23 protein-coding genes are annotated in these 26,680 nt (G+C 69.8%); 12 read left to right on the top strand and 11 right to left on the bottom strand.

Features of this window, described 5'->3' with window-relative positions; translation table 11 throughout:
- Positions 1 to 222: 222 nt before the first annotated feature.
- The gene (locus ACFYQ5_RS23585; protein ID WP_389200116.1) at positions 223 to 765 is read right to left on the bottom strand and encodes a GNAT family N-acetyltransferase; all 543 of its coding nucleotides are present in this window, start codon (positions 763 to 765) and stop codon (positions 223 to 225) included.
- Positions 766 to 815: 50 nt separating this feature from the next.
- On the opposite strand from ACFYQ5_RS23585, the gene ACFYQ5_RS23590 reads away from it, so the two are divergent.
- Positions 816 to 1,631 carry an exodeoxyribonuclease III gene (locus tag ACFYQ5_RS23590; protein ID WP_389200118.1) on the top strand — a complete coding sequence of 272 codons (816 nt, stop codon included), beginning with the start codon at positions 816 to 818 and terminating at the stop codon, positions 1,629 to 1,631.
- A gap of 165 nt (positions 1,632 to 1,796) precedes the next feature.
- On the opposite strand, the gene ACFYQ5_RS23595 is transcribed toward ACFYQ5_RS23590, so the two are convergent.
- Together ACFYQ5_RS23595 and ACFYQ5_RS23600 are read right to left on the bottom strand one after the other, a co-directional pair.
- Positions 1,797 to 3,404, bottom strand: coding sequence for a recombinase family protein (locus ACFYQ5_RS23595; protein ID WP_389200120.1), 1,608 nt, complete (start codon positions 3,402 to 3,404; stop codon positions 1,797 to 1,799).
- Positions 3,405 to 4,034, bottom strand: coding sequence for a MerR family transcriptional regulator (locus tag ACFYQ5_RS23600; protein ID WP_389200367.1), 630 nt, complete (start codon positions 4,032 to 4,034; stop codon positions 3,405 to 3,407).
- Between the two features lie 169 nt (positions 4,035 to 4,203).
- Here ACFYQ5_RS23600 and ACFYQ5_RS23605 point away from each other — a divergent pair, with 169 nt between their 5' ends.
- From ACFYQ5_RS23605 to ACFYQ5_RS23620, 4 genes are all read left to right on the top strand, one after another.
- On the top strand, positions 4,204 to 5,727 hold the full coding sequence (locus tag ACFYQ5_RS23605; protein ID WP_389200122.1) for a flavin-containing monooxygenase: 1,524 nt from the start codon (positions 4,204 to 4,206) through the stop codon (positions 5,725 to 5,727).
- Complete coding sequence (locus ACFYQ5_RS23610) at positions 5,724 to 6,674, top strand: alpha/beta fold hydrolase (protein ID WP_389200124.1); 951 nt, start codon at positions 5,724 to 5,726, stop codon at positions 6,672 to 6,674. The genes ACFYQ5_RS23605 and ACFYQ5_RS23610 overlap by 4 nt, the downstream gene beginning before the upstream one ends.
- Positions 6,671 to 7,555, top strand: a complete 885-nt coding sequence (locus tag ACFYQ5_RS23615; protein WP_389200126.1) for an SDR family oxidoreductase — start codon at positions 6,671 to 6,673, stop codon at positions 7,553 to 7,555. The genes ACFYQ5_RS23610 and ACFYQ5_RS23615 overlap by 4 nt, the downstream gene beginning before the upstream one ends.
- Positions 7,556 to 7,641: 86 nt before the next feature.
- Positions 7,642 to 7,851: a hypothetical protein gene (locus ACFYQ5_RS23620; protein ID WP_389200128.1), complete on the top strand. Its 210-nt coding sequence runs from the start codon at positions 7,642 to 7,644 to the stop codon at positions 7,849 to 7,851.
- Positions 7,852 to 8,069: 218 nt separating this feature from the next.
- Here ACFYQ5_RS23620 and ACFYQ5_RS23625 read toward each other — a convergent pair whose 3' ends face one another.
- A complete protein-coding gene (locus tag ACFYQ5_RS23625) occupies positions 8,070 to 11,468 on the bottom strand; it encodes a S41 family peptidase (RefSeq protein WP_389200129.1) in 3,399 nt (1,132 codons plus the stop codon).
- 177 nt (positions 11,469 to 11,645) lie between these two features.
- Here ACFYQ5_RS23625 and ACFYQ5_RS23630 point away from each other — a divergent pair, with 177 nt between their 5' ends.
- Positions 11,646 to 12,218, top strand: a complete 573-nt coding sequence (locus ACFYQ5_RS23630) for a TetR/AcrR family transcriptional regulator (protein ID WP_389200131.1) — start codon at positions 11,646 to 11,648, stop codon at positions 12,216 to 12,218.
- Positions 12,219 to 12,346: 128 nt separating this feature from the next.
- The gene (locus ACFYQ5_RS23635) at positions 12,347 to 14,560 is read left to right on the top strand and encodes an MMPL family transporter (RefSeq protein ID WP_389200133.1); all 2,214 of its coding nucleotides are present in this window, start codon (positions 12,347 to 12,349) and stop codon (positions 14,558 to 14,560) included.
- A 125-nt stretch (positions 14,561 to 14,685) separates the two neighbouring features.
- Here ACFYQ5_RS23635 and ACFYQ5_RS23640 read toward each other — a convergent pair whose 3' ends face one another.
- The gene (locus ACFYQ5_RS23640; RefSeq protein ID WP_389200134.1) at positions 14,686 to 15,054 is read right to left on the bottom strand and encodes an SsgA family sporulation/cell division regulator; all 369 of its coding nucleotides are present in this window, start codon (positions 15,052 to 15,054) and stop codon (positions 14,686 to 14,688) included.
- Between the two features lie 176 nt (positions 15,055 to 15,230).
- On the opposite strand from ACFYQ5_RS23640, the gene ACFYQ5_RS23645 reads away from it, so the two are divergent.
- From ACFYQ5_RS23645 to ACFYQ5_RS23660, 4 genes are all read left to right on the top strand, one after another.
- Positions 15,231 to 16,292 (top strand): energy-coupling factor ABC transporter permease, encoded by a 1,062-nt coding sequence (locus ACFYQ5_RS23645; RefSeq protein WP_389200136.1) that lies wholly within the window; start codon positions 15,231 to 15,233, stop codon positions 16,290 to 16,292.
- The gene (gene cbiQ, locus ACFYQ5_RS23650) at positions 16,292 to 17,053 is read left to right on the top strand and encodes a cobalt ECF transporter T component CbiQ (RefSeq protein ID WP_389200137.1); all 762 of its coding nucleotides are present in this window, start codon (positions 16,292 to 16,294) and stop codon (positions 17,051 to 17,053) included. Before ACFYQ5_RS23645 ends, cbiQ begins: the two co-directional genes overlap by 1 nt.
- Positions 17,050 to 17,820, top strand: a complete 771-nt coding sequence (locus ACFYQ5_RS23655; RefSeq protein WP_389200139.1) for an energy-coupling factor ABC transporter ATP-binding protein — start codon at positions 17,050 to 17,052, stop codon at positions 17,818 to 17,820. The genes cbiQ and ACFYQ5_RS23655 overlap by 4 nt, the downstream gene beginning before the upstream one ends.
- Before the next feature lie 77 nt (positions 17,821 to 17,897).
- Positions 17,898 to 19,058: a serine hydrolase domain-containing protein gene (locus ACFYQ5_RS23660; RefSeq protein WP_389200369.1), complete on the top strand. Its 1,161-nt coding sequence runs from the start codon at positions 17,898 to 17,900 to the stop codon at positions 19,056 to 19,058.
- A gap of 363 nt (positions 19,059 to 19,421) precedes the next feature.
- Here the strand turns inward: ACFYQ5_RS23660 and ACFYQ5_RS23665 are convergent, their stop codons facing one another.
- Both ACFYQ5_RS23665 and ACFYQ5_RS23670 read right to left on the bottom strand, forming a co-directional pair.
- Entirely contained in the window at positions 19,422 to 19,625 is a 204-nt protein-coding gene (locus ACFYQ5_RS23665) for a DUF397 domain-containing protein (protein WP_389200141.1), read from the bottom strand.
- The gene (locus tag ACFYQ5_RS23670; protein ID WP_389200142.1) at positions 19,622 to 20,503 is read right to left on the bottom strand and encodes a DUF5753 domain-containing protein; all 882 of its coding nucleotides are present in this window, start codon (positions 20,501 to 20,503) and stop codon (positions 19,622 to 19,624) included. Before ACFYQ5_RS23670 ends, ACFYQ5_RS23665 begins: the two co-directional genes overlap by 4 nt.
- 561 nt (positions 20,504 to 21,064) lie before the next feature.
- Between ACFYQ5_RS23670 and ACFYQ5_RS23675 the strand changes: the two genes are divergently transcribed.
- Positions 21,065 to 21,496 carry an ATP-binding protein gene (locus ACFYQ5_RS23675; protein WP_389200144.1) on the top strand — a complete coding sequence of 144 codons (432 nt, stop codon included), beginning with the start codon at positions 21,065 to 21,067 and terminating at the stop codon, positions 21,494 to 21,496.
- A 699-nt stretch (positions 21,497 to 22,195) separates the two neighbouring features.
- Here the strand turns inward: ACFYQ5_RS23675 and ACFYQ5_RS23680 are convergent.
- The 4 genes from ACFYQ5_RS23680 to ACFYQ5_RS23695 form a co-directional block, all read right to left on the bottom strand.
- On the bottom strand, positions 22,196 to 22,579 hold the full coding sequence (locus ACFYQ5_RS23680; protein ID WP_389200146.1) for a hypothetical protein: 384 nt from the start codon (positions 22,577 to 22,579) through the stop codon (positions 22,196 to 22,198).
- 113 nt (positions 22,580 to 22,692) lie between these two features.
- Entirely contained in the window at positions 22,693 to 22,995 is a 303-nt protein-coding gene (locus tag ACFYQ5_RS23685; RefSeq protein WP_389200147.1) for a hypothetical protein, read from the bottom strand.
- 101 nt (positions 22,996 to 23,096) lie between these two features.
- On the bottom strand, positions 23,097 to 24,731 hold the full coding sequence (locus ACFYQ5_RS23690; RefSeq protein WP_389200148.1) for a penicillin-binding transpeptidase domain-containing protein: 1,635 nt from the start codon (positions 24,729 to 24,731) through the stop codon (positions 23,097 to 23,099).
- A gap of 152 nt (positions 24,732 to 24,883) precedes the next feature.
- Positions 24,884 to 26,650 (bottom strand): dolichyl-phosphate-mannose--protein mannosyltransferase, encoded by a 1,767-nt coding sequence (locus ACFYQ5_RS23695; protein WP_389200150.1) that lies wholly within the window; start codon positions 26,648 to 26,650, stop codon positions 24,884 to 24,886.
- Between the last annotated feature and the right edge of the window lie 30 nt (positions 26,651 to 26,680).

The following is a 26,680-nucleotide window of genomic DNA, read 5'->3' on the forward strand; positions in this document are numbered from 1 at the left end:
TGATGCCGGTTCGCCCACCGGTGCATGGCTGAGCGGTGTCTATCCGTGGTGCTGGGCGATGCTTATCCGTAGTTCGGCAGGGGTGAACCCTGACTGCTCTCATGCTTTTCCGTCGCCGCCGCGTAGCGGAGGGAGGAGTGACCGGAATGCGAGTCCTTCAATTCCGGAACCAGTCCCTCCGGTGGCGCGTCATCGCGATTATGCCGATAAGTCATCGGGTATTCAGGTGCGGTCTGTGAGTCCGTCGGCGGAAGTCGTCTTCGACGGCACTTTCTCACGAGAGTGTGACCCCAGCGGCTTTGCCATGCAGATGCTGCTGTCGTACGTCCGGTAGTGGCCGAACTTCGCGCAGACGGTGTAGCCGCTCGACGTGTACAGCGCGATCGCTTCCGGCTGCTGGTCGCCGGTCTCCAGGACCATGCGGGTGCGCCCGGCCGCGCGGGCGTCGGCCTCCAGGGCGGCGAGGATGCGGCGCGCGAGGCCCTTGCCGCGGCCCTCGGGTATCACGAACATCCGCTTGATCTCGGCGTCGCCGTCGGAGTATCCCTCGGAGTTCTGCTCCTGGCTGCGCCAGCCGCCGGTCGCCAGGGGGCGGCCCTCGTCGTCGTAGGCGAGCAGGTACAGCCCGCGCGGCGGATCGAACATGGTGGCGTCGAGCGGTGTGACGTCGCCCTCGTCGCCGTAGCGCTCGGCATATTCGAGCTGCACCTGATCGTTGAGTTTCACGGCGTCAGGGTGATCGAAGGGGCGACTACGGATATTCATGCGAGACATGGTACAGGTATGCATTGCCTCTCTGTAGGTACTGTACCGGGATGCTGACTGTTACCACCGTGAACGTGAACGGGCTCCGTGCCGCCGCGAAGAAGGGCTTCGTCGAGTGGCTGGGGCAGACCGAGGCCGATGTGATCTGCCTCCAGGAGGTCCGGGCCGAAGCGCAGCAGCTCCCCGATGAGGTGCGTGAGCCCGAGGGTTGGCACGTCGTGTACGCCCCGGCCGCGGCCAAGGGGCGCGCGGGTGTCGCGGTCTATACGCGGCACGCGCCGGAGCGCGTCCAGATCGGGTTCGGCGGGTTCGATGTCCCGGGGAGTGAGGAATTCGACACCGCCGGCCGCTACGCCGAGGTGGACCTCCCCGGTGTGACGGTCGCCAGTCTGTACCTGCCCTCCGGTGAGGTCGGCACGGAGAGGCAGGAGGAGAAGGAGCGCTTCATGGCGGCCTTCCTTCCTTATCTCCAGGGGCTGAGGGAGCGGGCGGCGGCGGAGGGGCGTGAGGTGGTCGTGTGCGGCGACTGGAACATCGCCCACCGTGAGGCCGACCTCAAGAACTGGAAGTCCAACAAGAAGAACTCCGGCTTCCTCCCCGAGGAACGGGAGTGGCTGACCCGGGTGTTCGACGAGGCGGCGTACGTCGACGTGGTCCGTGCGCAGCATCCGGAGGAGGAGGGCCCGTACTCCTGGTGGTCCTACCGTGGCCGGGCCTTCGACAACGACGCGGGCTGGCGCATCGACCTAGTTTGCACAACGCCCGGCATCGCCTCCACGGCGGTCAAGGCGTGGGTCGAGAAGGCAGCCAGTCACGGTGAACGCTGGAGTGACCATGCTCCGGTCACCGTGGTGTTCGACCGGTAGGCGAACCGCATTCTGTGCCGGCAGTCGAGCGGCAGGCGCGATCAGGACCGCGCTCTGCTCCGCTCCTGCGGCAGGCGGGTGACGTCAGTCGGAGGACTGAGCGTCAGACGACGTAGCTGCCGGCGCCAAGCACGGTCCTGAGTCGGCCTTCCGCGCGGAGGGCGGCTACAGCCTTCTGGGTTTGGACGCAGCGTACGAACCGCGCTGCTGACGGGGGACTGTGGTAGCGACTGCTGAGACCCTGGCCGGGCGTCGCTGGGGGTGTCGTGGTCGCGGCAGGCACCCGTCAGGCTCTTCAACAGCGTCCCCCCGCAGGGATTTGCTCTGGAGACGGCTGAGCGGGTGCCGGGCACCGGCGACACGGCGTGAGGCGTGAAGCCTCTCCTGCTGTCCGATGGCGAACGTCAGACGGCTTTCGTCTGCTGCGACCCTCAGCCGGTTGTCTCCGCCGGCCTTTCCTTTGCGCACGGTGACTGTGACGCCCATTTCCCGCAGCATCTGGCGACGTTCGGCGGTGGAGCTGCGGTCCCAGAACTCTGCGTATGTCTCGCCCGTCTCAACGGTCTCTGTCCGGGTAGGCTCGGCGGGCGCTGCTTCCAGGGCCCCCGCACGCCGTTCCAGGGCGTCTACTTCCTCCTGCCAGATGCGACGCCCGATGGTGCTCTGCCGTGACGCCTGAGAGGCGTACAGGGCTCGTAGCTCCGTCTCGATCTCCCGCAGTTCCGGGCCAGGGTCGTAGCCCCTGTGCGTGACAACCCGCGTCATGGGCCATGCGCCGATTCGCTGCATGAGCTGTGCTTCCGCGTAGTCGTCGAGCCAATCCGCGCGCATGGACGAGGCTGCCGGGCATCGGACCCCGCGTGAGGACGCACGGCAGACGTAGTCATGCGCACCCTTGCGCGCCGACTTGTACAGGTTCAGCCCACAGCCAGCACACTTGGCAACCCCGAGCAGAAGCGCGTCTGTGTCCTTCCTGGTCCGATTCTTCTGCGGTGTCTTCGCTGCCAGGCACTCACCCAGGGTTGCGAACTCGTCGCGGGTCAGGATCGGGGGGCCGATGAGGACAGGTTCGCCGGCATGGTCGCGAACAGTCCTGCCCTGGTGGGTCCTGTAGCCGAGCAGCGTCGGGGACCGCAGGGCTTTCGACAGCGTGGAAGTCGTCCAGCGGAAGCGGTCCAGGCGGACACCACCGCGCATGCCACCGGTGGGGCGACCGGCCTGTAGGGCCTGGTAGTCGCGTGGTGTGGGTGTCCCATCGTCGTTCAGCCCGTTGATGATCGCTGTCAGGCCCTCCCCAGCAACCACACGGCGGATTACGTCCAGTAGGGCTGGCAGCGCGTCAGGGTCATGGGCCAGGACGAAGCCCGGCCCGTTCGGGTTAGGTGCCTTGGTAAAGCCCCACGGGGCCAGTCCGCCGCTGTACCGACCCTGTGACCGCAGCGCGGCATGCGCCCCGGCAACACGCTCCGATATGGCTTGTGACTCCATCTGCGCACTGAACGCCAGCATCATCATGATCAGTTCGGAGACTGGCGACACGGACCGCATGTCGAGTTCGAACGGGGCGCCGCCCGGCCCCTCGGCGAACAGGAGCAGCTTGCCGTGCTGCTTGGCCCACTTACCCAGTTCGGCCATGTCCGCCATGGATCTCACGGCGCGGTCAAGGCGCCACCACACGATGCCGTCGAACTCGTCCGGCCGGCGTAGCCACTGGCCTAGCTCCGGGCGTTCGCACGGTGAGCGGTGGAGCGACCACGCGCCGGTGACGGTCACCTACGAGCGCTGATCGTCCTTGCGCAACCGCCGGTCCAGCGCCATGGACAGCTCCGAGTCCACCACGGCGTGGGCGAGTGAGCGCAGTTGGTCCGGGTCGGTGTGCGCGGTGTGGGTGCGCAGGACGCTGAGGAAGAGGTCCGCGAGGGCGTCGGCGTGCTCGCGGACCTGGCGGCCCGCCGAGAGCACGGCGTCGAGCGGGACCCCGGCCCGCACCAGCTCGGACGACGCCTCCAGCAGGCGGCGGCTGATGTGGACGATCTCGTCGCCGTCGATGCCGAGGTAGCCCAGCTCCATGGCGGCGGCGAGGTTCTCCGCCGTCGCCTGGTCCTGGAAGTAGTCGGCGAGTTGTTCCGGTGTGAGCCGGACCGGGGTCTCCTCGGTCGGTTCGCCCAGGCCGAGCACCTCGGCGACATCGCGTCCGCTGTCGAAGGTGCTGGCGAGGTCGGCGATGCCGTTGAGGGTGTGCCCCCGCTTTAACAGGCCCGTGACGGTGCGCAGCCGGGCCAGGTGGTGGTCGTCGTACCAGGCGATGCGGCCCTCGCGGCGGGGTGGCTGGATCAGGCCGCGCTCCCGGTAGAAGCGCAGGGTGCGCACAGTGATGCCGGCCTCCGCGGCCAGCTCCTCCATGCGGTATTCACGGTGTTCGCGTCCTTCAGCCACACCCGCACCCTATGTTGTACCGCCGGTAACTTTCCTTGCTCAGCCCCCTACCCATCGGTACGGGGCTGCTCTACCCTCCCAACCATGCCAGTGATTGCTGGCAGAGTCGTGGCACGTACCGCGGGGAGGCGGCAGCATGGCCCAGCACGAGCACGTACGAGTGGCGGTGATCGGATCCGGATTCGGGGGCCTCGGGGCCGCGGTCCGGCTTCGCCGCGAAGGCATCACCGACTTCCTGATCCTCGAACGGGCCGGCTCTGTCGGCGGCACCTGGCGCGACAACAGCTACCCGGGCTGCGCCTGCGACGTACCGTCCCATCTGTACTCGTTCTCGTTCGCCCCCAACCCCGACTGGCCGCGCACCTTCTCGGGGCAGCAGCACATCCGCGCCTACCTGGAGCACGTCACCGACACCTTCGGTCTGCGCCCGCACCTCAGGCTGGACCACGAAGTCACGGTCATGCGCTGGGACAACGACGAGCTGCACTGGGTGATCGAGACGGCGAACGGCGCCACGATCACCGCCGACGCGGTCATCTCGGCCACCGGTCCGCTGTCCGACCCGAAGCTGCCGGACATACCAGGGCTCGCCGAATTCCCCGGCAAGGTCTTCCACTCCGCGCAGTGGGACCACGACTACGACCTCAGCGGCAAGCGCGTCGCGGTGATCGGCACCGGCGCCTCCGCGATCCAGATCGTCCCGGAGATCCAGCCCAAGGCCGGCCGGCTCACCCTCTTCCAGCGGACCCCGCCGTGGGTGATGCCGCGCATGGACCGTGCGATCAGCGGCGTCGAGAAGTGGCTGCACCGCACGCTGCCGTTCACGGCCACCGCGCGTCGCGGACTCCTGTGGGGCATCCGGGAGTTGCAGGTGGGCGCCTTCACCAAGCACCCCAACCAGCTCGGGCTCGTGGAGTCCATAGCCAAGTCCAACATGGCGCGGGCGATCAAGGACCCCGCGCTGCGGGCCAAGCTGACGCCCTCGTACCGCATCGGCTGCAAGCGCATCCTGCTCTCCAACGCCTACTACCCGGCGCTCGCGCAGCCGAACGTGGACGTGGTCGACTCCGGCCTGTCCGAGGTGCGGGGCTCCACCCTGGTCGGGTCGGACGGTTCGGAGACCGAGGCCGACGTGATCATCCTCGGCACCGGCTTCCACGTGACGGACATGCCGATCGCCACCCGGGTCGTCGGCGCGGACGGCATCACCCTCGCCGAGTCCTGGAAGGACGAGATGCAGGCGCTGCGGGGGGCGACGGCGGCCGGCTTCCCCAACTGGATGACGATCATCGGGCCCAACACGGGGCTGGGCAACTCCTCCATGATCCTGATGATCGAGTCCCAGCTGAACTACATGGCCGACTTCATGCGTCAGCTGGACGTCCTGGGCGGGCGAGCCGCACTCGACGCGCGGCCCGCCGCCGTCGGCGCCTGGAACCAGCGGGTCCAGGACCGCATGAAGCGGACCGTGTGGAACACCGGCGGCTGCACGAGCTGGTACCTCGACGCCAACGGACGCAACACCACGGTCTGGCCGGGCACGACGGCCGAATTCCGGCGGGCCACCCGCTCGGTCGACCTGGGTGAGTACGACGTCATCCGTCCCCCCGTCACCCACTCCACGGCGCAGGCGGCCGTGACCGAGGAGGCCGCACGATGAGCCGACCGACGCAGACGGGCCCCACCCCTCCGGTACCCGTACGCGAACTGAGCGTCGTCTCCGCCGACGGCTCGCGCGTACACGTCGAACTGCACGGCCCCGAGGACGCCCCCGCAGTGGTCCTGGCGCACGGCTGGACCTGTAACACCCGCTTCTGGGACGCCCAGGTCCGTGACCTCGCGGTCGACCACCGGGTCGTCGTCTACGACCAGCGGGGCCACGGCAGTTCGCCTGAGGCGGGCCCCGACGGATACAGCACGCGTGCCCTGGCCGACGACCTGGAGGCGGTGCTGAAGGCCACGCTCGCCCCGGGGCAGAAGGCCGTGCTCGGCGGGCACTCCATGGGAGGGATGACACTGATGGCGGCGGCGGGACGCGACGCCCTGCGGGAGCACGGGGCGGCCGTGCTGCTGTGCAGCACCGGCAGCTCGCGCCTGACGGCCGAGTCGCTGGTGCTGCCGCTGCGGGCCGGCGCCCTCCGCACCCGGATGACGGCGGCGGTCCTCGGGGCGCGCGCACCGCTCGGGCCGGTCACGGCGGTCTCGAAGAAGATCCTCAAGTACGCGACGATGGGACGGGGTTCGGCCCCGGACAAGGTCGACGCCTGTGCCAGGATCGTGCACGCGTGTCCTCGGCGGGCGCGCGTCGCCTGGGGGTACGTACTCGCGGAGCTCGACCTCGAGGCGCGTCTACGGGAGCTGCGGCTGCCGACCGCGGTGATCGCGGGCACGGAGGACCGGCTGACACCGCCCGTGCACGCGCGGGCCATCGAGGCGGCACTGCCGCAGAGCCTCGGGCTCACCGAACTGGCGGGTATGGGCCACATGACGCCGGTCGAGGCTCCCGAGGCGGTCACGGCGAAGCTCCGTGAGCTGGTGGCCGCGTACGTCACTGTGGAAGGTGGGGGCAGCACGGCGGCAGCCGTGCACGAGGAGGAGGTCGCATGAGCGGCAGGCGGAGTCTCGAAGGGCAGGTCGTCGTCGTCACGGGCGCGGCACGTGGGGTGGGCGAGCTGCTGGCCCGCAAGCTGTCGGCGCGCGGTGCCACACTGGCGCTGGTCGGACTGGAGCCGGACGAGCTGAAGAAGGTCTCCGAGCGGCTGCACTCGGAGAGTGACCACTGGTACGCGGACGTCACGGACCACGTGGCGATGAGCCGGGTCGCCGAAGAGGTCAAGAAGCGCTTCGGGAAGATCGACGTCGTCGTCGCCAACGCGGGCGTCGCCACCGGAGGTCCGCTCGTGGACTCCGATCCGGAGGCATGGCGGCGGGTCATCGAGGTGAACCTGATCGGCGGCGCGGTGACGGCACGGGCCTTCCTGCCGCTGCTCATCGAGAGCCGTGGCTACTTCCTCCAGGTCGCCTCGCTGGCGGCGATCACGCCGGCGCCGATGATGAGCGCCTACTGCGCGTCCAAGTCGGGCGTGGAGGCGTTCGCGCACTGTCTGCGCGGCGAGGTCGGCCACCAGGGCGTGAAGGTCGGGGTCGGCTACCTGTCCTGGACCGACACGGACATGGTGCGCGGCGCCGACGAGGACGACGTCATGCGGGAGTTGCGGCAGCGGCTGCCGTGGCCGACGAACCGCACGTACCCCCTGGGCCCGGCGGTCGACCGGATCGTGGCCGGGATCGAACGGCGCTCCACGCATGTGTACGCCCAGTGGTGGCTGCGCGGGATGCAGCCGATCCGGGGGTATCTGCCGATGGTGATCGGGGTCGTCGGGCAGCGTGAGATGAAGCGCTTCGGGTCTCGGCTGGACGGCGTCAGCAAGGGGCTCGTGGGGGCCGGCGGGCGGGCGGACAGAGAGGCGCGAGTTCCGCGCGGATGATCGAAATGCGGTGAATGTCCGGGTGTGTAAGTCTGGGCGAGGCCCCACCGGGGCCACCCCCACGCACCCACATTGGAGTGAACGGCATGGGCATCGCAGACCAGTTCAAGGACAAGGCGCAGGAGCTTGCCGACCAGGCCAAGCAGCAGAAGGCGGGCGGCAAGCGGGACGAGGCGCGTGAGCGTTCCGACGACCGCCCGGACCGCGACGCGGACCAGGCGTCGGACCGCCGGCCCGGCGCGCGGAACCGCGCGCAGGACGTGACGGACGAGGCACGTGAGCGCTTCGAGCGCTGACGTGCGGCGCGGCTGAGCGCCTGCGGTCGGTTGGGGCGTACCCGGGGTTCCGGGTACGCCCCTTCTTGTGGGTGCGCGGTGCGCGGTGCGCGGTGCGCGGTGCGTGTGCGTGGTACGTGTGCGCGGTACGGGTCTTTCGGGGCTCTGCCCGGACCTCGCACCTCAATCGCCGGAGGGGCTCGATCCGGCTGTGGCCCCGGGCGGGCTCGACGCGTCGGTCACCTCGGGGGGAGTGGGGGCCGTCGTAGGTTCGGGGCCGTTTCGTAGGTGGGCGGTGTGGCCGCCGGGTGGGCGGCCAGGAGGTCCAGGGCCACCCTCACCGCGTCGTCCAGTACCGCGTGGCGGCCCTCCGCCCAGTCCAGCGGGGTGCGCAGCGCCTCCAGGTCGGGCTCGACCCCGTGGTTCTCGACGGACCAGCCGTACGTGTCGAACCAGGCGGCGTTCATCGGCACCGTGATCACCGTGCCGTCACCGAGCCGGTGCCGCCCGGTCATGCCGACCACACCGCCCCAGGTGCGCTGGCCCACCACCGGACCCAGCTTCAGCAGCCGGAACGCCGCCGTGATCATGTCCCCGTCGGAGGACGTCGCCTCGTCGGCCAGGGCGACGACCGGCCCCCGGGGCGCGTTGGACGCGTACGAGACCGCATGGGCGTTGCGGGTCAGGTCCCAGCCGAGGATCGTGCGGGTGAGCTTCTCGACGACCAGCTCGCTGATGTGCCCGCCCGCGTTGCCCCGTACGTCCACGATCAGCGCGGGGCGCGACACCTCGAGCCGGAGATCGCGGTTGAACTGGGCCCAGCCGGAGCCACCCATGTCGGGGATGTGCAGATAGCCGCACTTTCCGTGGCTCAACTCCCTTACCACCTCACGGCGTTTGGCCACCCAGTCCTGGTAGCGCAGCGGCCGTTCGTCGACCAGGGGGACGATCGCGATGCGCCGGGACCGGCCCCCGCACTCGCCCACGGCGGGGCGGAACGTCAGCTCCACGGTGGTGCCGCCCGCCGCCGTCAGCAGCGGGTACGGCCCCGCCACCGGGTCGACGGGGCGTCCGTCGACATGGGTGAGGACGGCACCCTCCCGGATCCCCGTACCGGCCAGCGGCGAACGGGCCTTGGAGTCGGAGGAGTCGCCCGGCAGGATGCGCTGCACCATCCAGTCGCCGTCCCGGCACACGAGGTTGGCGCCCAGCAGCCCGATCGCCCGCTGGTAGTGCGGGGGGCCCTCGTTGCGGCGGGCGGGCGAGACGTACGCGTGGGAGGTGCCCAGCTCGCCGAGGACCTCGCGCAGCAGATCCGCGAACTCGTCGGGGGACGCGATCCGTTCGACCAGCGGGCGGTACTGCTCCAGTACACCGGCCCAGTCGATGCCGCACATGTCCGGTTCCCAGAAGTAGGACCGGATGATGCGCCCCGCCTCCCCGTACGCCTGGCGCCATTCGGCCGCCGGGTCGACGTCGTGCAGGATGCGTCGCAGGTCGAGGAAGACCGTCGTGTCGCTGTCGCCGGGCTCGTTGGACGGGACGGCGCGCAGCTCGCCGTCGTCCATGACGACCAGCCGGGACGCGTCCCCGCTCACCGCGAACCAGTCGAGGTGGCCGACCAGTTCGGTCTTGCGGGCCTTGGCGATGTTGAAGTGCTCCAGGGTGGGACGGCCCGACATGTCCGCGGGGTTGGCGAACGTCTCGCCCAGTGCGCCGGAGATCGGCCAGCGCAGCCAGACGAGGCCGCCGCCGCTGACCGGCCGGAGCGCCGAGTACTTCGACGCGGAGACCGGGAACGGGGTCACCCTGCTCTCCAGCCCCTCGAACTCCACCATGACCGTGGGCCCCTCGACTGTGCCCTCGGGAACGTCCACCGGGTCCAGGCCGCCCGCCGCCGGCCTGCCGTCCGGGAGCAGGGCGAAGGGGGAAGGGGTGGCCGAGGTGAGGGGGACCAGATACGGGCGGCAGCCCAGCGGGAAGGAGAGGTCACCGGTGTGGACGTCGTACACCGGGTCGAATCCGCGCCAGGAGAGGAAGGCGAGATAGCGGCCGTCGCCCGTGAAGACGGGGTTCTCGTCCTCGAAACGGCCGTTGGTGACATCGACTGTCACCGGGGCGTCCGGGCCGGTGATCCGGGCCAGCTTGATCTGCCGCAGCGACCTGCCGATGCCGGGGTGCGACCAGGTCAGCCAGTGGCCGTCCGGGGAGAACGCCAGATCGCGGACCGGTCCGTTCACGGAGCGGATGAGTTCGGTGAGCCCGCCGTGGGGCGTCCCCGGCCCGGTGAGCGCCTCCAGCGGTGCGACGGTCCTCGGCGGTGCGACGGCCTCGGCGGGTCCGGTCCCGGCGGGCTCCGGGGAGTCCCCGTCCAGGTCCAGGGGCTGCTCCTCCGCCGTGTCCAGAAGCAGCAGACGGCCGTCGTTCGACGCGATGGCCAGCCGCTCGCCCTCCGGGTCGGAGGTGAGCTCGTGGACCCTGCCCAGCTGCCCGGCGGCCAGCCGGCGGGGCGGGCGGTCGCCGCTGGCCCGGGGGAGGGAGGCGATCTCGATCGCGTCGTCGCCCTCCGCGTCCGTGACGTACGCGACCTGGCCGCTGCTGCCGAGCATCTCCGGCAGCCGGACCCGTACCCCCGGGGTGTCGGTGATCGTGCGGGCGGGGCCGTCGCGGTGGGTGAGCCAGTACAGGCTGCCGCGCACCGAGACGGCGCTCGCGCGGCCCGTCTCGTCGACGGACAGCGAGTCGACATGGCTGGACGCCGGTACCTGGTGCGTACGCCGGCCCGTCCGTGGCCCCCCGAGCCGCACCTCCAGCTTCCGGGGCGCCGCGTCCGGCGTTTCCAGGTCCTCGACCAGCCACAGATCGCCGCCGCACTGGTAGACCACCCGGCTGCCGTCGCTGGAGGCGTGCCGGGCGTAGAAGGCGTCGTGGTCCGTGTGCCGGCGGAGATCGCTGCCGTCCATCAGGCAGGAGTACAGATTGCCGACGCCCTCGTGGTCGGAGAGGAAGGCGATCCGGCGCCCCACGAACATCGGCGCGTCCAGGTGCCCGCCGATGTCCGGCAGCAGCCGCTCGCCGTGCAGCCACAGCCGGCCGGTGGCCCCGCCCCGGTACCGCTTCCAGGCGGCCGGCTCGTGCGGCGGCTTCCCGGTGAGCAGCAGGGTGCGGCGTTCGCCGTCGACGTCGGCGACCGCGATGTCGGAGACGGGCCCCCAGGGGAGCTTGCCGCCGGGGCTGCCGTCGGTGGGGACGCTGTACGCCCAGGAGAAGTACGAGAACGGCTGGTTGTGCGAGGAGACGGCGAGGATCTGGGACGCGTCCCCGGGGTCGGGACTCCAGCCGCAGACCCGGGCGTCGGTGGAACCCCAGTAGGTGAGTCTGCGGGCGGGCCCGCCGTCGACGGGGGCGAGGTGGATCTCGGGATCGAGCGTGCGCCAGGTCGTGTAGGCGATGCGGCTGCCGTCGGGCGAGAAGCGCGGATGACTGACCCTGGTCCGGTCGACAGTCAGCCGCCACGCCCGGCCGGGCCGCTGCCCCGCCGGGGCGAGAGGGGAGACCCAGAGGTCGTCCTCCGCCGCGAAGCAGAGCAAGTCCTTGTGGAGGTGCGGGAAACGGAGATACGCGACGTCGTCACTCACCCTCCAATGCTTTCCGTGCGAAGGGTGCGCGGCAACTTGTGGTGCAGCACACAGCGAAACAGTTTCGTTTCGCTGGGAAGGGGGAGTACCTTCAAAGTGTACGAAACAGTTTCGTTCCGTTAGTCGATCTTCGACTGACGTACGATCCAGCAGGCGCAAGGAAGAGGAGGTCGACCCATGGCACGCAGCCGGCTCACGCCCGAACGCGAGAGCGAGCTGTACGCCGCTGTGCTCGATCTGCTCGGCGAGGTCGGCTACGAAGCCCTGACCATGGACGCCGTTGCCGCCCGCACCCGTTCCAGCAAGGCCACCCTCTACCGGCAGTGGGGGAGCAAGGCCGAGCTGGTCGTCAAGGCGCTCCGGGACAACAAGCCGGTGCACCTTGCCGATGTCGACACCGGTTCGCTCCGCGGTGACTTCCTCGCCGTGCTGGCGCGTACCGACGACTGCCAGATGGAGCGGAACTCCGCACTGATGCGGGGTCTGAGCCATGCCGTCCACGACAACCCCGATCTCTTCCAGGCGCTGCGGGATCTGCTGATCGAGCCGGAGATGACCGGCCTCGGTGCGTTGCTCCGGCGGGCCGTGGACAGAGGTGAAGTGCGTGCGGACAATCCGGCGCTTTCCTATGTTCCGCACATGATGATCGGCGCCGTCGGCGCTCGCGAACTGGTCGAGGACCGGCCGGTCGACCAGGCGTTCCTCACCGACTACGCAGAAGCCGTGGTGTTCCCCGCCCTCGGTCTCTGACGTCCCCTTTTCTTCTTTTCTTCGTACGACCCGTCTCCCCGACGCCCCACCTGACACGCCGCTCTCGTCGTCGGGCTGGTTCCTCATGCCCTCTTCCACTCAACGACCTGACCGGGAGTAACCTCTCCGTGGCTACATTCCTGTACAAACTTGGGCGGATCGCCTTCAGGCGCCGCCGTTACGTCGCGCTGATCTGGGTGGCGCTGCTGGCGCTGGCCGGCTTCGGCGCCGCCTCCGCGTCCACCGCCACCTCCAGCTCGTTCTCGATCCCCGGCACGGAGGCCCAGCGGGCCTTCGACCTGCTGGACGAACGTTTCCCCGGAGGCAGCGCCGACGGTGCGACCGCCCGGGTCGTCTTCAAGGCACCCGCAGGCGAGAAGGTCACCGCGGCGGCCGACAAGGCCGAGATCCAGGAGATCGTCGGCGAGCTGAAGTCCGGCTCGGAGCAGATCGCCGCTGTCGCCGACCCGTACACGGCGAACGCCGTCAGCAAGGACGGCTCGACCGCGTACATCTCCGTCTCCTACAAGGTGAGCTCCATGGAGCTCACCGACGGGACGCGGGAGGCGCTCGAGGAGGCGGCCGAGGCCGCGCGGAGCGGTGGGATGACCGTGGAGATCGGTGGTGACGCGCTCCAGGTGATGCCGGAGACCGGGGTAACCGAGGTCATCGGGGTCGCCGTCGCCGCCGTGGTGCTGGTCATCACCTTCGGATCGCTGATCGCCGCGGGGCTGCCGCTGCTCACCGCGCTCATCGGCGTGGGGATCGGTGTCTCGCTGATCACCGCCCTGGCGAACGTGCTCGACCTGGGAACCACCACCTCCACGCTCGCGATGATGATCGGCCTCGCGGTCGGCATCGACTACGCCCTCTTCATCGTCTCCCGCTACCGCGCCGAGCTGGCCGAGGGCCGGGAACGCGAGGAAGCCGCCGGCCGGGCCGTCGGCACCGCGGGGTCCGCGGTGGTCTTCGCCGGTCTGACCGTCGTCATCGCGCTGGTGGGTCTCGCCGTCGTCAACATCCCGATGCTGTCGAAGATGGGCTTCGCCGCCGCGGGCACGGTCGCGATCGCCGTTCTCATCGCGCTCACCCTCGTCCCGGCGATGCTCGGCTTCGCCGGGAAGCGGATCATGGGACGCAAGGCCCGCAAGGCCGCCGAGGCGGAGAACGAGCCCGAGGCGAAGCCGAACATGGGCACCCGCTGGGCGCGGTTCGTGCTGCGCAAGCCGGTGTGGGTGCTGCTGGCCGGGGTCATCGGCCTCGGTGTCATCGCCGTACCCGCCGCCTCGCTGGAGATGGGGCTGCCGGACGACGGTTCGCAGCCGAAGAGCACCACGCAGCGCCAGGCCTACGACCTGCTGTCCGACGGCTTCGGCCCCGGATTCAACGGCCCGCTGCTGGTCGTCGTGGACACGAAGAACAGCACGGACGGCAGGACCGCGGTCGACCGGGTCTCCCAGGAGATCGAGGGCATCGACCACGTCGCCGCCGTCACCCCGGCCGCCTTCAACAAGACCGGCGACGCCGCGACCATCACGGTCGTCCCCCAGGACCGGCCGAGCTCCACGACCACGGAGAACGTCGTCCACGCCATCCGTGACGCGGGCGCGGACGTCAAGGGTGACACCGGCGCGGAGGTGCTGGTCACCGGTGCCACAGCGATGAACATCGACTTCTCGGAGAAGATGAACGACGCGCTGCTGCCCTATCTGACGCTCGTCGTCGGGCTGGCCTTCCTGCTCCTGATGGTGGTCTTCCGCTCGCTGCTGGTGCCGCTGAAGGCGGCCCTCGGCTTCCTGCTCTCGGTCGTCGCGGCCCTGGGCGCGGTCGTCGCGGTCTTCCAGTGGGGCTGGCTCGCCTCGCTCTTCGGGGTCGAGCAGACCGGTCCGATCATGAGCATGATGCCGATCTTCATGGTCGGTGTGGTCTTCGGTCTCGCGATGGACTACGAGGTCTTCCTGGTCACCCGGATGCGTGAGGCGTACGTCCACGGCGAGACGCCCGGCCAGGCGATCGTCACCGGCTTCCGGCACGGGGCCCGGGTGGTCACCGCAGCCGCGGTGATCATGATGGCCGTCTTCGCCGGTTTCATCGGCTCCAGCGAGTCGATGATCAAGATGATCGGCTTCTCCCTGGCCATCGCCGTCTTCTTCGACGCCTTCGTGGTGCGGATGGCCATCGTGCCGGCGGTGCTCGCCCTGCTCGGCAAGCGCGCCTGGTGGCTGCCGCGCGGGCTCGACCGTGTCCTGCCCGACGTGGACGTCGAGGGCGAGGGACTGCGCAAGAACCTCGTCGACGACCCGGCTGCCGACGGCGGGGAGCGGGAGCCGGCCCGCGTATGACACCCCCTGACCCCGGGGCCCGCGCCTGAGCGGAGCGCGGCTCCGGAGCGCCGGTCACCTGTGGGGACGGGGGCCGGGGCGGCGGAGAGCCCTCGTGCACGCGGCACGAGGGCTCTCCGCTCCGTTCAGGCGCTGCCTGCGGTGGCCGGGGCGGCCGGCGGGCGCTCCGCCGCCCTCGCGCGGGTCCGCGACAGGAGGCGGATGAGGGGCGCGTTGTCGAACTGGAAGACGGCGACACCGTCCGTCGCGTGCAGCTCCAGGACCAGCTGGGCCCGGCCGCACGGCCACATGCGTACGTCGCCGTGGGTGACGGGGGAGCGCAGCCCGCGTTCCAGGAGGTCGAGGGCGAAGACCCACTCGACACCTCCGGGGAGCCGGACCCGTACGGTGCCCGGTTCCGCGGGGTCGCAGCGCAGCTCGACGGGGACCAGCCGGGAGTCAGGGCCGTCCGTGATGAGCCGGGCACGTAGGTGTTCTTGGATCGCGAGGGACATGGCCGGCTCCTCCTGTGTAAAGATCTCTCCCCCTAATGTCCCATATATTCCCGTTTGGGCATGTCGGGCATGGGTTAGCTGTCATCTCTATGCTCTTGCGAGCTATGTGCAACAGGGCCCTATCATGGAGCGTTTCCCGACCCCGCCAGCAGTAACGCCCGAAGCGGAGCCACTCCATGCATGTACCCGACGGTTTCATCGACGCACCTGTCTCCGCCGTCGCAGGTGTCGTCGCCGCCGGTGCGGTCGCCGTGGGTCTCCGCGGCGCCCGGCGTGAACTCGGGGGAGAGCGGACGGCTCCACTGGCCGGACTCGTCGCCGCGTTCATCTTCGCCGTGCAGATGCTGAACTTCCCGGTCGCGGCGGGCACCAGCGGCCACCTCCTGGGCGGGGCGCTCGCGGCGATCCTGGTCGGGCCGTACACCGGGCTGCTCTGCATAGCGGTCGTCCTCCTGATGCAGGGCGTCCTCTTCGCCGACGGAGGTCTCACCGCGCTCGGCGTGAACATCACGGTGATGGGCGTCGTCACCACCGTCGTCGCCTACGCGGTCTTCCGCGGGCTGACCCGGGTGCTGCCCCGCACCCGCCGCTCGACGACCGTCTCGGCCTTCGTGGCCGCGCTGGTCTCCGTACCGGCCGCCGCCGTCGCGTTCACCCTGATCTACGCGATCGGCGGGACCACCGACGTACCCATCGGCAAGGTCCTCACCGCGATGGTCGGCGTCCACGTCCTGATCGGCGTCGGGGAGGCGGCCATCACCGCGCTGACCGTCGGCGCCGTGATCGCGGTGCGCCCCGACCTGGTGCACGGCGCCCGGTCGCTCGCCGCCCCGCTCAAGCTCCGTGTCGACGGCGACCTCATCGACGTACCGGCCGCCCCGGCCGCCGCGCACGAACCCGCCGCCGCCCGCTCCACACGCAAGGTCTGGGCCGCCGGCCTGGCCGCCGCGCTCCTTCTCGCGGGCTTCGTCTCCTTCTACGCCTCCGCCAGCCCCGACGGCCTGGAGAAGGTCGCCGCCGACAAGGGCATCGACGAGAAGGCCGAGGAACACGGCGCGGCCGATTCCCCGCTCGCCGACTACGGAGTCAAGGACGTCAGCAACGCCCGCGTCTCCGGAGGCCTCGCCGGAGTGATCGGCGTCGGCGCCACCGTCGTCGTGGGCAGCGGCGTGTTCTGGGCCGTACGCCGGCGCCGCACGCCGGAGGCAGCCGACTCCCGTACCACCGAGTCCGTCTGATGGGCGCCGGCCACGCCCACAAGCTCTACCGGCACGGGCACTCGCCCGTCCACGCCCTGCCCCCGCACTGCAAGCTCGCCGCCGTCCTCTGCTTCGTCGTGGCTGTCGTCTCCACCCCACGCGAGGCCGTCTGGGCCTTCGCGCTGTACGCGGGTCTGCTCGCCGCCGTCGCCGCGATCGCCGGGATCTCCGCGGGGTTCCTGCTGAAGCGGCTGGCCATCGAGGTGCCGTTCGTCGCGTTCGCGCTGCTCATGCCGTTCGTCGTGCCCGGCGAGCAGACCGAGCTGCTCGGCTTCTCCGTCAGCGTCCCCGGCCTCTGGGGCGCCTGGAACGTACTCGCGAAAGGCACCCTCGGCGTCGCCGCCTCGGTGATCCTGGCCTCGACCACCGAGCTGCGCTCCCTGCTGCTCGGGCTCCAGCGGCTCAGGCTGCCCCCGATGCTCGTCCAGATCGCGTCCTTCATGATCCGCTACGGCGACGTCATCACCGACGAACTGCGCCGGATGTCGATCGCCCGCCGCTCCCGCGGCTTCGAGGCCCGCGGCGTACGGCACTGGGGCGCCCTCGCCAAGACGGCCGGAGCCCTCTTCATCCGGTCCTACGAGCGCGGCGAACGCGTCCACCTCGCGATGGTCAGCCGCGGCTACACCGGCACCCTGCCGGTGATCGACGACGTGACCGCCTCCCGCACCCAGTGGGCGCACGCCGCGGCACTCCCCGTGCTCGCCCTCGTCGTCTGTCTGCTGGGATGGACCGTATGAGCCTGCCCACCGCCTCCGCGCCGTCCCTCGAGGTCAGCGGCCTCGCCTACGCCTACCCCGACGGCCACCAGGCCCTCTTCGGCGTCGACCTGACCGTGGCCCGGGGGGAACGCGTGGCGCTCCTCGGTCCCAACGGCGCGGGCAAGACCACCCTCGTCCTCCACCTCAACGGCATCCTCGACGCGGGAGCGGGCACCGTCCGGGTCGCCGGGCTGCCCGTCGAGAAACGCCACCTCGCGGAGATCCGCCGCCGCGTCGGCATCGTCTTCCAGGACCCCGACGACCAGCTGTTCATGCCGACCGTCCGTGAGGACGTCGCCTTCGGTCCGGCCGCGGCCGGGATGCGCGGCCCGGAGCTGGAGGAGCGGGTCATGGACGCGCTCAAGCAGGTCGGTATGGAGGAGTACGCGGCGCGGCCCCCGCACCACCTCTCCTTCGGCCAGCGCCGCCGGGTCGCCGTCGCCACCGTCCTCGCCATGGAGCCGGAGATCCTCGTCCTGGACGAACCCTCCTCCAACCTGGACCCGGCCTCCCGCCGTGAACTCGCCGACATCCTGCGCTCCCTGGACGTCACCGTGCTGATGGTCACCCATGACCTGCCGTACGCCCTCGAACTCTGCCCCCGAGCCGTCATCCTCAGCGACGGGGTGATCGCCGCCGACGACCGTACACAGGACCTGCTCTGCGATGACGCGCTCATGCGCAGGCACCGGCTGGAGCTGCCCTTCGGCTTCGACCCGCGTTCCGTGTCCGTACCGCGTCCGTGAACAGGAGGTGACCCGGCACCCGTTCCACCTGTGGCGCGATGCACCATGGGGGGATGAGCGGGAGCGCGGGAGCAGGCGTGGATGTACGGGGCACGGTGACACCGGGATTCGAGGCGGTACGGGACGCTTTCGTCCGTAACTTCGAACAGCGCGGGGAGCGGGGAGCGGCCGTGACCCTCTACCGCCACGGCCGGAAGGTCGTGGACCTGTGGGCCGGTACGCGCGATGTCGACGGCACCGAACCCTGGGCCGTGGACACCGTGCAGATCGTCCGCTCGGCGGGGAAGGGCATCGCCGCCGCCGTACCGCTGCTGCTGCACCAGCGCGGACAGGTGGACCTCGACGCCCCCGTCGGCACGTACTGGCCGGAGTTCAAGGCGAACGGCAAGGAACGCGTCCTCGTGCGCCATCTCCTCGCCCACCGTGCCGGGCTGGCAGCGCTCGACACGACGCTGACGCCTGAGGAGGCCGCCGACGGGGTGTCGGGGCCGAGGGCCGTCGCCGCCCAACGGCCCCAGTGGGACCCCGGAACCGACCACGGGTACCACGCCCAGACCTACAGCTGGCTCGTCGGCGAACTGGTGCGCAGGGTCACCGGGCGGACCATCGGCCGCTGGATCGCCGAGGAGATCGCCCGGCCTCTCGGCCTGGACTTCTGGTTCGGGCTCCCGGCCGACGAGGCGCACCGGATCGGGCGGATCGGCCCCGTCGAACCCCCGGCGGCCGAGAACAGCGGCGCCCTGCGCACGCGCCCCAAGCGTTCCGTCGTCGATGCCTACAACGACCCGGCCTCCCTCACCCGCCGGGCCTTCGGGGCGATCGACCCCTTCCCCGACGAGAACGCCCCGGCCTACCGCGCCGCCGAACTCCCCGCGTCCAACGGCGTCGCCACCGCACGCGGGCTCGCCCGCTGCTACGCCGCGATGATCGGCGAGGTCGACGGCCACCGCCTGTTCGCCCCCGCCACCCTCACCCTGGCCCGCACCGAGGAGTCCGCGGGCCCGGACCGGGTGCTGGTCGTCAACACCCGTTTCGGCCTCGGCTACATGCTGCACGGCCCGGCCGCGCCGCTGCTCGGCCCCGGGTCGTTCGGGCACCCCGGGCGCGGGGGTTCGCTGGGCTTCGCCGACCCCGAAGCGGGCATCGCGCTCGGCTATGTGACGAACGGTCTGCAGAAGGGAGTCACCGCCGATCCCCGCGCCCAGGCCCTGGTCCGGGCCGTACGGCCGGCGCTGTGACTCCTCCACGCTTCCACGGGTACGCCGCGCCCCTCACCGGTGCGGGGGCCGGGGTATCGGCGCCGCCACGGCCCGCAGGCTCGCCGACGAGGGCGCGGCCGTCCTCGTGATCCTTGCTTCTGCAGGGGGGTGCATTCTGAGCATTGCGAGAGCCTCGAATCGTGCAGCTCAGCAGCCGATTGAGGAGAGGCTGACCGAGTACAACATGTGTTGTGCAAGATCGGCCGATCGTTGACCCTGCACGACCCTGCGGGTGGACGGCGGTCAGCCGGCCGTCAACACGGGCTTCCGCAAAGCGGTTTCGGGCGACGGGCAGGGCCATGGCTGAGCCTTTGGAGAGGAGACGGTCAGGCGCTCCGGTGCCTACTCTTCAAGCAGGCGTCCGTCCTTGACTGCTCCCAGGAACGCGCCCCAGGCGCCCGGGGCGTGGAACTGTGCACCGTAGGAGGGATCTTTGCTGTCCCGGACGGCGCGGCCGCCGTTGGCGGTGTGGGCTACTTCCACGCAGTCGCCCTGCTGATCCGAGTACGAAGATTTTTGGAACAGGCCGACAATCTCAGGTATCACGATTTCTCTTCCTTCTCTTCCTGCGGTCGGCTGCCGAGAAGCTTCTCAATGCGCTTGGCGGTTTCCTCTGGGGAAATAGCCGCCGAGCGTAGCTGATCAAAGACATTGACATAAACGGCAAGGTCTTCCGCTGACTCCACCACGGTCGTGTTGGTAACATTTCGTACAGTTACCGCCTCGACGTTCGGCTCTACCCCGAACGAAAAGGCGACGAACGCACCAGACATTCCTGCTGCTTTACTCGCTGACTCGGGCAGTATTTGTACGGTGACGTTTTGCCTCTGACCTGTGTCGAGGAGCCTCTCCCACTGGGCCCCGCAGAGGTCGGGGGTGTGCACCAGGGATGTGATAGCCGGTTCCCAGATGATGGCAGTGAAATGCGTGCCACCCTGCGCAATCCGTTTCTGTCGCTCCTGGCGAACCTCGACGAGTTGACCAATTCTTTCGGGGGAAATGAAGGTCGGTCCGGACGAAATAACTGCCTCTGCGTACTCTGCGGTCTGCAAGAGCCCCGGAATGAGGGCAGGCTCCCAGGAGCGAATGTAAGTCGAGTCATTTTCGAGCGTGATGTGGTCTGCATAGTCCGGTCGGACCGTGTCCTGGTAGTCGAGCCACCAGCCGCGCTCGTTGCTCGCGCGCGCCCAAGTCTCCAGCCTGGTGCGTTCGTCTGCGTCCCGTACCCCGTACCGGTCCATGAGTGTCCGGACCTCCAGGGCTGAAGCTGACACCATCCCGCCCTCGAGGCGGCTCACCTTGCTGACCGACTTCATGATTGCCTCGGCAGCAGCGGCTTGATCCAAGCCTGCCGCCTCGCGGTATCGCCTCAGCGCCGCCCCAAGCCTTCGGCTTCGAACGGTGGGCCTCCCACCAGCGGGCATGTCGCTCCTCTCTCAATGTCCGTCCCAGTGTGCCGTCTTGAGCGGAGCCGGAGCCAGCGTCGCACGGGTGTGCGAGGGGTCGCAAATTTGCGAGAGAGCTAGTTGCGATAGTGGAGGGGATGCGCTTAACGTGGCCGCCGTGACGCACTGTGCGGAGTTTTGTTCAGTGCGTGATCGTGAGCAGGACAGCGAAACCCCCGCGACCGCTGCAGGTCCGGGGGCATGGCCAACGCTTTGAAGGAGCGTCGACGTGCTGAAGCTTATCGCCCGTCTCTTCCATCCGGCCTTGCGGCGTTCAACCGCAGGTTGCGGACCCGTTCGGAGCTCGATCCGGGCTCCACGCCCGGCCCCCGCCGTCTCGCGTCACCTGCTGGTGTGCCGCTGTGCGCTGCCGGCCGAGCTCGTACCCCGCCGCGCTGACGGCCCGTACTCCCAGGCGGCGTACGAGCGGTGAGAGCGTGCCGAGAACCGTACGCGCCGGGAGTGGCGCCATGCGGTCCAGCCGGTGCCGCGCGCCATCGGCTCCGGCCCGCGCCCGGCCCGCGGCATGGTGGTGCGCTGATGGGCGACGTAAAGGGGGCCGAGGTGGTGCGGCGCTGGAGCCATGACCCTCGCTGTGTCGGGGTGGCGCGTGCCGAACTCCTTACGACCCTGCGGAGGTGGGGCCTCGCGCCACTGAACGACGCGGCGGCTCTCGTTCTCTCGGAGCTGCTGACCAACGCCGGGCGGCATGCGCGTGTTCCACGGGGCCGGGAGATCGAAACGCGCTTCCTCCTGGTGGACGACGGCCTGCGTATCGAGGTGCATGACGCGTCGCCAGTCCCACCACGGAAGCGCGCGCCGGATCTGGAGGCCGACGGCGGCAGGGGGCTCTTCATCGTGGCTGCTGTGGCCGACAGCTGGGGATACGGCGATCGGGCCGGCCCTGGGAAGGTCGCATGGGCCGAATTGGCGCTGCCTCCTGCCGCAGGCACTGAGGTGCGCCATGGGTGAGCTCCGGATGTGCGCGGTCCTGGTTCGGCGCGGTGACGGTATCGACGTACGGGGGCGGTGGCTCGAGGTGCACGGTTCACGCTTGGAACGGTTCGCGACCGGCGGTGCTGTCGTGGTGCTGAACTTCGTTTCCGGAGGTCGGATGCGGGTGCCCGTCTTCAAGCATCTATGGGTGTTCCGGCAGGCGGCTTCCCCTGGCGGCGCCCAAACGGGCAATGGGGCGCTTCACGTTGGCGTTTCCGGCCCACCGCCGATTTTCGAGGTGGAGTGCATGACGTGCCACGCCGCGTGTGAAGCGTCCAAGGAGCTGGACTCCGCCGAGCGATTCCGGTGGCGCGTCCGACATGCGTGGGAGACCGGTCACATGGACTACCGGGACACCCGAACCGGGTTCCTGCGCGCCACACCCTCGTAGCTTCAGCAATCCCGGCCCTCGTCGGTGGCCGGTCGGTCCTTCGCCGCCGGCCATCTCCGAGGGATTTCCGAGAGGGACCGCTGCCCGGTCCGTAGTGCCGCATCCACGTTCGCCCTGTCGACGACGGTCCGTAGGCGTTGGTCGTCCCGACCCGGTGCCCCTGCGGATGATCCGCATCAGCCGCCTGCCCTCGTCGTCATCGATCTCACGGACCTGTACACGTCCAGCCACGTGATCATTCTGGCCCGGCCCGCCGCGCAGGGAACCACCCACGCGGCGGACTGCTACGAGGCAAACTTGGTCAGCGCGCGGGTTAGTTCGGCGTCGTACTGATCGGCGTCGAAGTGAAAAACCGGAGGGTGCGCGGCGTCAACGGGTACCTGCCAGTCGGACCACCCCACGATCCCACCGTGACGCTGCACGAACACAGACAAATAGCCACAGCATCCGCCCGTGCACTCGGGCTCACCCAGTACTGCACGACGTCCCTCGCCGATCGCCCAGAGTGGCCCCTGACCCTGGGCAGGCAACGCCTCCTCGACAAACGGGCCGCGGCCTCCCTCTCCGATCGCCGCAGCCACCACTTCCTCGCCATCGATCCGGAAAGACAACTGGGCAGCCCATCGGGGTCCCGGTGGCAACACGCTGACCTCAAGCCGATTGAACACCCAGGCACCCTACGTGAGTACTGGCCGACGCAGTTCCGTTCCTACAACTGGATGCGGGCGTCTGGCCGACTGCCAGTCGACGCCCGAAGAGGCGAACGTTGCCTGATGCGGCACTAGTTCGTGGAGGTGAACTGCTCGTCAGGAGCTGTCACGGTGGCGGCCTTGTTGTCCTGCAGCTGCTGAAGACGCTTCAGCGTTGCGGTGACCGTGGCTTGCGCACCTGAGGGGGCATCTGTCGTGTCGCCCTCGATCCTCACACGAATGTTGGCCCTGCCCGAACGGGCGAACCCGTAGACGGTGTCCTCGCTGGCGCCGGGGTTGATGACAAGGGTGCTCTCGTCGCCCAGCAAACGTTGCCTGACGCGGCACCAGCCCATCTGGTGCGCTGCCGCCGACGGTTCCGGTGGGCGGAACATTGGCGCACTGGTGTCGGACCTGGTCGGCAGGGGCGGTTGGCCGCCGCCCCTGCCGGACGTCGCCGGCTCGTAGCCGCACAGGCCGGTCAACCGAGGGGGTGTCAGCTGCCCGCGCGCAGCACCGCCGCCACCACCGGGCCGGCCGCGTCGCCGCCGTGGCCACCGGACTGGACGACCGCCGCTGCCGCGAGGTCGTCGCTGAAGCCGGTGAACCAGCTGTTGGACGTGGACTGCCCGTCGACCTCGGCCGAGCCCGTCTTGGCGCCCTTGTCGCCGCCGACCGAGGCCATGGCCGCCTGGCCGGTGCCCCAGGAGGCGGTGGCCCGCATCATGTCGGTCAGCTGTCCGGAGACGTTCTGCGACAGCGAGCGGGACGCGGTGGCGAGCTGACGGTCGTCCAGGGACTGCGGGACGATGACCGGCTGACGGAACGTTCCTGTGCGGGCGGTCGCCGTGACGGACGCGATGGTGAGGGCGTTCATCTGGACGGTGCCCTGGCCTATGTACTGTGCCGCCGCCTCGCCGCCGGTCTCCTCGGGCACACTCCCGTCGAAGGAGACGACGCCGCTCTTCCAGTCGAGGCCGATACCGAAGACCTCACGGGCCTCCTCGGGCAGCGCCGAGTCGTCCTGCGTGTCGTCGATCAGCTTGATGAAAGCGGTGTTGCACGAGCGCGCGAAGCTGGTCGTGAAGCTGCTGGACGCGGGCAGCTCGAAGTGCTTCAGATTGTGGAACGTACGGCCTTGGTACAGCACCTCCTTCGGGCACTCCGCGGCGCCGCTCGCCGTGACCAGGCCCTTCTCCAGGAGCATCGCGGCGGTCACGATCTTCAGCGTGGAGCCGGGTGCCTGCTTGCCCTGCATCGCCGCGTTGAAGCCGGTCGCCGGGTTGTTGGCGACGGCGCGGATCGAGCCCGTGGACGGCCGCACGGCGACCACCGACGCCCCGCTGTACTGCGTGACCGCCTTCTCGGCCGCCGCCTGCGCGTCTGCGTCGAGCGTCGTCTGCAGCTTGCCCGGCTTCCCCTTGGCGAGCGTCAGCAGAGTGGTGTCCGGCAGCTGTTCGTCGGCCGGCTCGATCCAGGTCTCGATTCCCGGTGAACCGCCCGCCGTGTCGCCGTACTTCTCACGCAGGCTGTCCAGGATCGGCCCGAGCGACGGGTACGTCTCCTTGTCGAGCACCTTGCCGTTGTGGTCGACGGCCTCGATCGCCGCCGTAGAGGACTCGCCGGTCCTCAGCGACGCCCCTTCGGTCAGCTGCGGGTGGATCACCGTGGGCTGCCAGTCGACGAGGGCCTTGCCGGTCGTCAGGCCACGCACCACGGTCAGCTCGGAGGAGTACGACCAGGGCTTGGTCTTCCCTCCGTAGGACACCGTCGCCTTCACCGTGTACGGCACCTTCGTGCCGACGGCGGCGCCCGGCGTGATCACCGCCTTCGTGACGTGGACCTCGTCCGCGTAGCCGGCCAGCAGCGGCTCGGCGACGGTCTCGTTGTTCGTGAGAAGGGCGGCCGCCGACGCGTCGCCCGACGCCCACGCCTCGAGGAATCCCTTGGCGGTCTCCTCGATCTCTTCCTTGCCCGGCGGCCCTGTCTTCACCTCCGAGGACGCCGAAGCGGTCCCCGTGGCCCCGGCCTCGCCCCCGTCCAGCAGCACTTCGTACGCGCCGTAGCCGAGTCCTCCGGCCACCAGTACGAACACTCCGCCGATCACGGCGACCTTCGCTCCACTGCGCATCGGTGCAGTCCCCTCCCCAGGAGCCCTCTTGAACGTGTTCAAGAGGGTCTTCCTTTGGCACCCTACGGGACACGGGAGAGGCCTGAGGCGGTTGTTACCGGACCGCGATGCGCCGCGAGAGAGCGCTTTCCTCCCTTCGCGTGGCCCGGTCGCTACACCCAGGTGTCCAGCCACATCCGTTCGCGCCAGGAGGTGTCCGGGATCGACGTGCCCGTGTACAGCGGCCAGAAGTAGACGAAGTTCCAGACGATCAGCAGCACCAGGACGCCCGCCGCGATCGCGCCCAGCGTGCGTCTGCGCTCGCCCGTGGGATCGGCGGTGTCCATGCCGAGGCGGTGCTTGGTGCCCGTTCCGGCCGCCGGGCCGAGCAGGGCGCCGATCATCATCGTGACCGCCAGGCACAGGAAGGGCACGAACACGACCGCGTAGAAGAGGAAGATCGTCCGCTCCTGGTAGAAGAACCAGGGCACCCAGCCCGCCGCCACCCCGCACGCGATCGCGCCCGCCCGCCAGTCGCGGCGGAAGGCCCAGCGCCACAGCACGTACAGCAGCGCCACGGACGCCGCCCACCAGAGCAGCGGGGTGCCGAGCGCCAGGACCTCGCGGGCGCACTTGCGGGTCTCGGATTCGAGGCAGCCCGTCTTCTCCTCGTAGAAGTACGAGACGGGGCGGCCCAGGACGATCCAGCTCCACGGGTTGGACTGGTAGGTGTGACCGGAGGTCAGGCCGATGTGGAAGTCGTAGACCTGGTTCTCGTAGTGCCACAGGCTGCGCAGCCAGTCCGGGAGCCAGGTCCAGTTGCCGCCCTTGCCCTCGGTGGCCGCCCAGTTGCGGTAGTACCCCTTGTCCGTGACGATCCAGCCGGTCCACGAGACGACGTACGTGCCGATCGCGACCGGCACCGTGGAGACGAACGCGGGCAGCAGGTCCCTGAGGACCACCGCACGGTACGGCTGCACCGCGCCCGCCGTGCGCCGCGCGCCGACGTCCCAGAGCACCGCCATCACCCCGAACGCGGCCAGGATGTAGAGCCCGTTCCACTTCGTCGCGAAGGCGAGGCCGAGCATCAGGCCGGCCGCGATCCGCCACGGGCGCCACCCGAGGCGGAGTGATTCGGCGATGTGGACGTCCGGGCGCAGGAGACCCTCCTCGTCGACCGGGAGCGCCGCGGCCAGCCTGCGGCGGGACCGGTCACGGTCGATGAGGAAGCAGCCGAAGGCCGCGAGCACGAAGAACATCAGCACCAGGTCGAGCAGCGCGGTGCGGCTCATCACGAAGTGCAGCCCGTCCACGGCCAGCAGGGTGCCCGCCAGGCAGCCCAGGAACGTCGAGCGGAACAGGCGGCGGCCGATGCGGCACAGCATCAGGACCGAGATCGTGCCGAGCAGCGCCACCATGAAGCGCCAGCCGAAGGGGGTGAAGCCGAAGAGCTGTTCGCCGAACCCGATGATCCACTTGCCGACCGGCGGATGGACGACGTAACCCGGGTCCACCGGGATGTCCACCGAGGACGGGTCCTTGAGGATCAGCTTGTCGACGTCCTTGGGCCAGGAACCCTCGTACCCCTGGTTGACCAGGGCCCAGGCGTCCTTGGCGTAGTACGTCTCGTCGAATATCACCGCCTTCGGGCTGCCCAGGTTCCAGAACCGCAGCACCCCCGCGACCAGGGCGACCAGCAGCGGCCCGCCCCACGCGGACCAGCGCACCAGGTGGCCGGCCAGGGCCGGTGGCACGGCGAGCACGTTCCAGAACTGCCGGCCGGGGCGGGTGTAGGGCGGGACCAGGCGTTCGCGCAGCCCCGTCTCCGGCCGGGGGGAATGGCCGAAGCGGCGCAGCCGCTGCTGCCAGGAAGGCGGCTGGTCGCCGGTGTGATCCCCGGCGTCGTTGCCCTGCTGGGCTTCGGGCGCAGTACTCGTCACCGCGCCATCGTAGGGAACGCATCTGTGCGA

The sequence above is a fragment of the Streptomyces sp. NPDC005794 genome (genome assembly GCF_042871445.1).
Classification (GTDB): domain Bacteria; phylum Actinomycetota; class Actinomycetes; order Streptomycetales; family Streptomycetaceae; genus Streptomyces.

Bases quoted from the DNA above. Each gene is read 5' to 3' on its own strand.
- ACFYQ5_RS23585 (WP_389200116.1), bottom strand. From the start codon at position 765: ATGAATATCCGTAGTCGCCCCTTCGATCACCCTGACGCCGTGAAACTC.
- ACFYQ5_RS23590 (WP_389200118.1), top strand. From the start codon at position 816: ATGCTGACTGTTACCACCGTGAACGTGAACGGGCTCCGTGCCGCCGCG.
- ACFYQ5_RS23600 (WP_389200367.1), bottom strand. From the start codon at position 4,034: ATGGAGGAGCTGGCCGCGGAGGCCGGCATCACTGTGCGCACCCTGCGC.
- ACFYQ5_RS23605 (WP_389200122.1), top strand. From the start codon at position 4,204: ATGGCCCAGCACGAGCACGTACGAGTGGCGGTGATCGGATCCGGATTC.
- ACFYQ5_RS23610 (WP_389200124.1), top strand. From the start codon at position 5,724: ATGAGCCGACCGACGCAGACGGGCCCCACCCCTCCGGTACCCGTACGC.
- ACFYQ5_RS23615 (WP_389200126.1), top strand. From the start codon at position 6,671: ATGAGCGGCAGGCGGAGTCTCGAAGGGCAGGTCGTCGTCGTCACGGGC.
- ACFYQ5_RS23620 (WP_389200128.1), top strand. From the start codon at position 7,642: ATGGGCATCGCAGACCAGTTCAAGGACAAGGCGCAGGAGCTTGCCGAC.
- ACFYQ5_RS23630 (WP_389200131.1), top strand. From the start codon at position 11,646: ATGGCACGCAGCCGGCTCACGCCCGAACGCGAGAGCGAGCTGTACGCC.
- ACFYQ5_RS23640 (WP_389200134.1), bottom strand. From the start codon at position 15,054: ATGTCCCTCGCGATCCAAGAACACCTACGTGCCCGGCTCATCACGGAC.
- ACFYQ5_RS23645 (WP_389200136.1), top strand. From the start codon at position 15,231: ATGCATGTACCCGACGGTTTCATCGACGCACCTGTCTCCGCCGTCGCA.
- cbiQ (WP_389200137.1), top strand. From the start codon at position 16,292: ATGGGCGCCGGCCACGCCCACAAGCTCTACCGGCACGGGCACTCGCCC.
- ACFYQ5_RS23655 (WP_389200139.1), top strand. From the start codon at position 17,050: ATGAGCCTGCCCACCGCCTCCGCGCCGTCCCTCGAGGTCAGCGGCCTC.
- ACFYQ5_RS23670 (WP_389200142.1), bottom strand. From the start codon at position 20,503: ATGCCCGCTGGTGGGAGGCCCACCGTTCGAAGCCGAAGGCTTGGGGCG.
- ACFYQ5_RS23675 (WP_389200144.1), top strand. From the start codon at position 21,065: ATGGGCGACGTAAAGGGGGCCGAGGTGGTGCGGCGCTGGAGCCATGAC.
- ACFYQ5_RS23685 (WP_389200147.1), bottom strand. From the start codon at position 22,995: ATGTTCCGCCCACCGGAACCGTCGGCGGCAGCGCACCAGATGGGCTGG.
- ACFYQ5_RS23690 (WP_389200148.1), bottom strand. From the start codon at position 24,731: ATGCGCAGTGGAGCGAAGGTCGCCGTGATCGGCGGAGTGTTCGTACTG.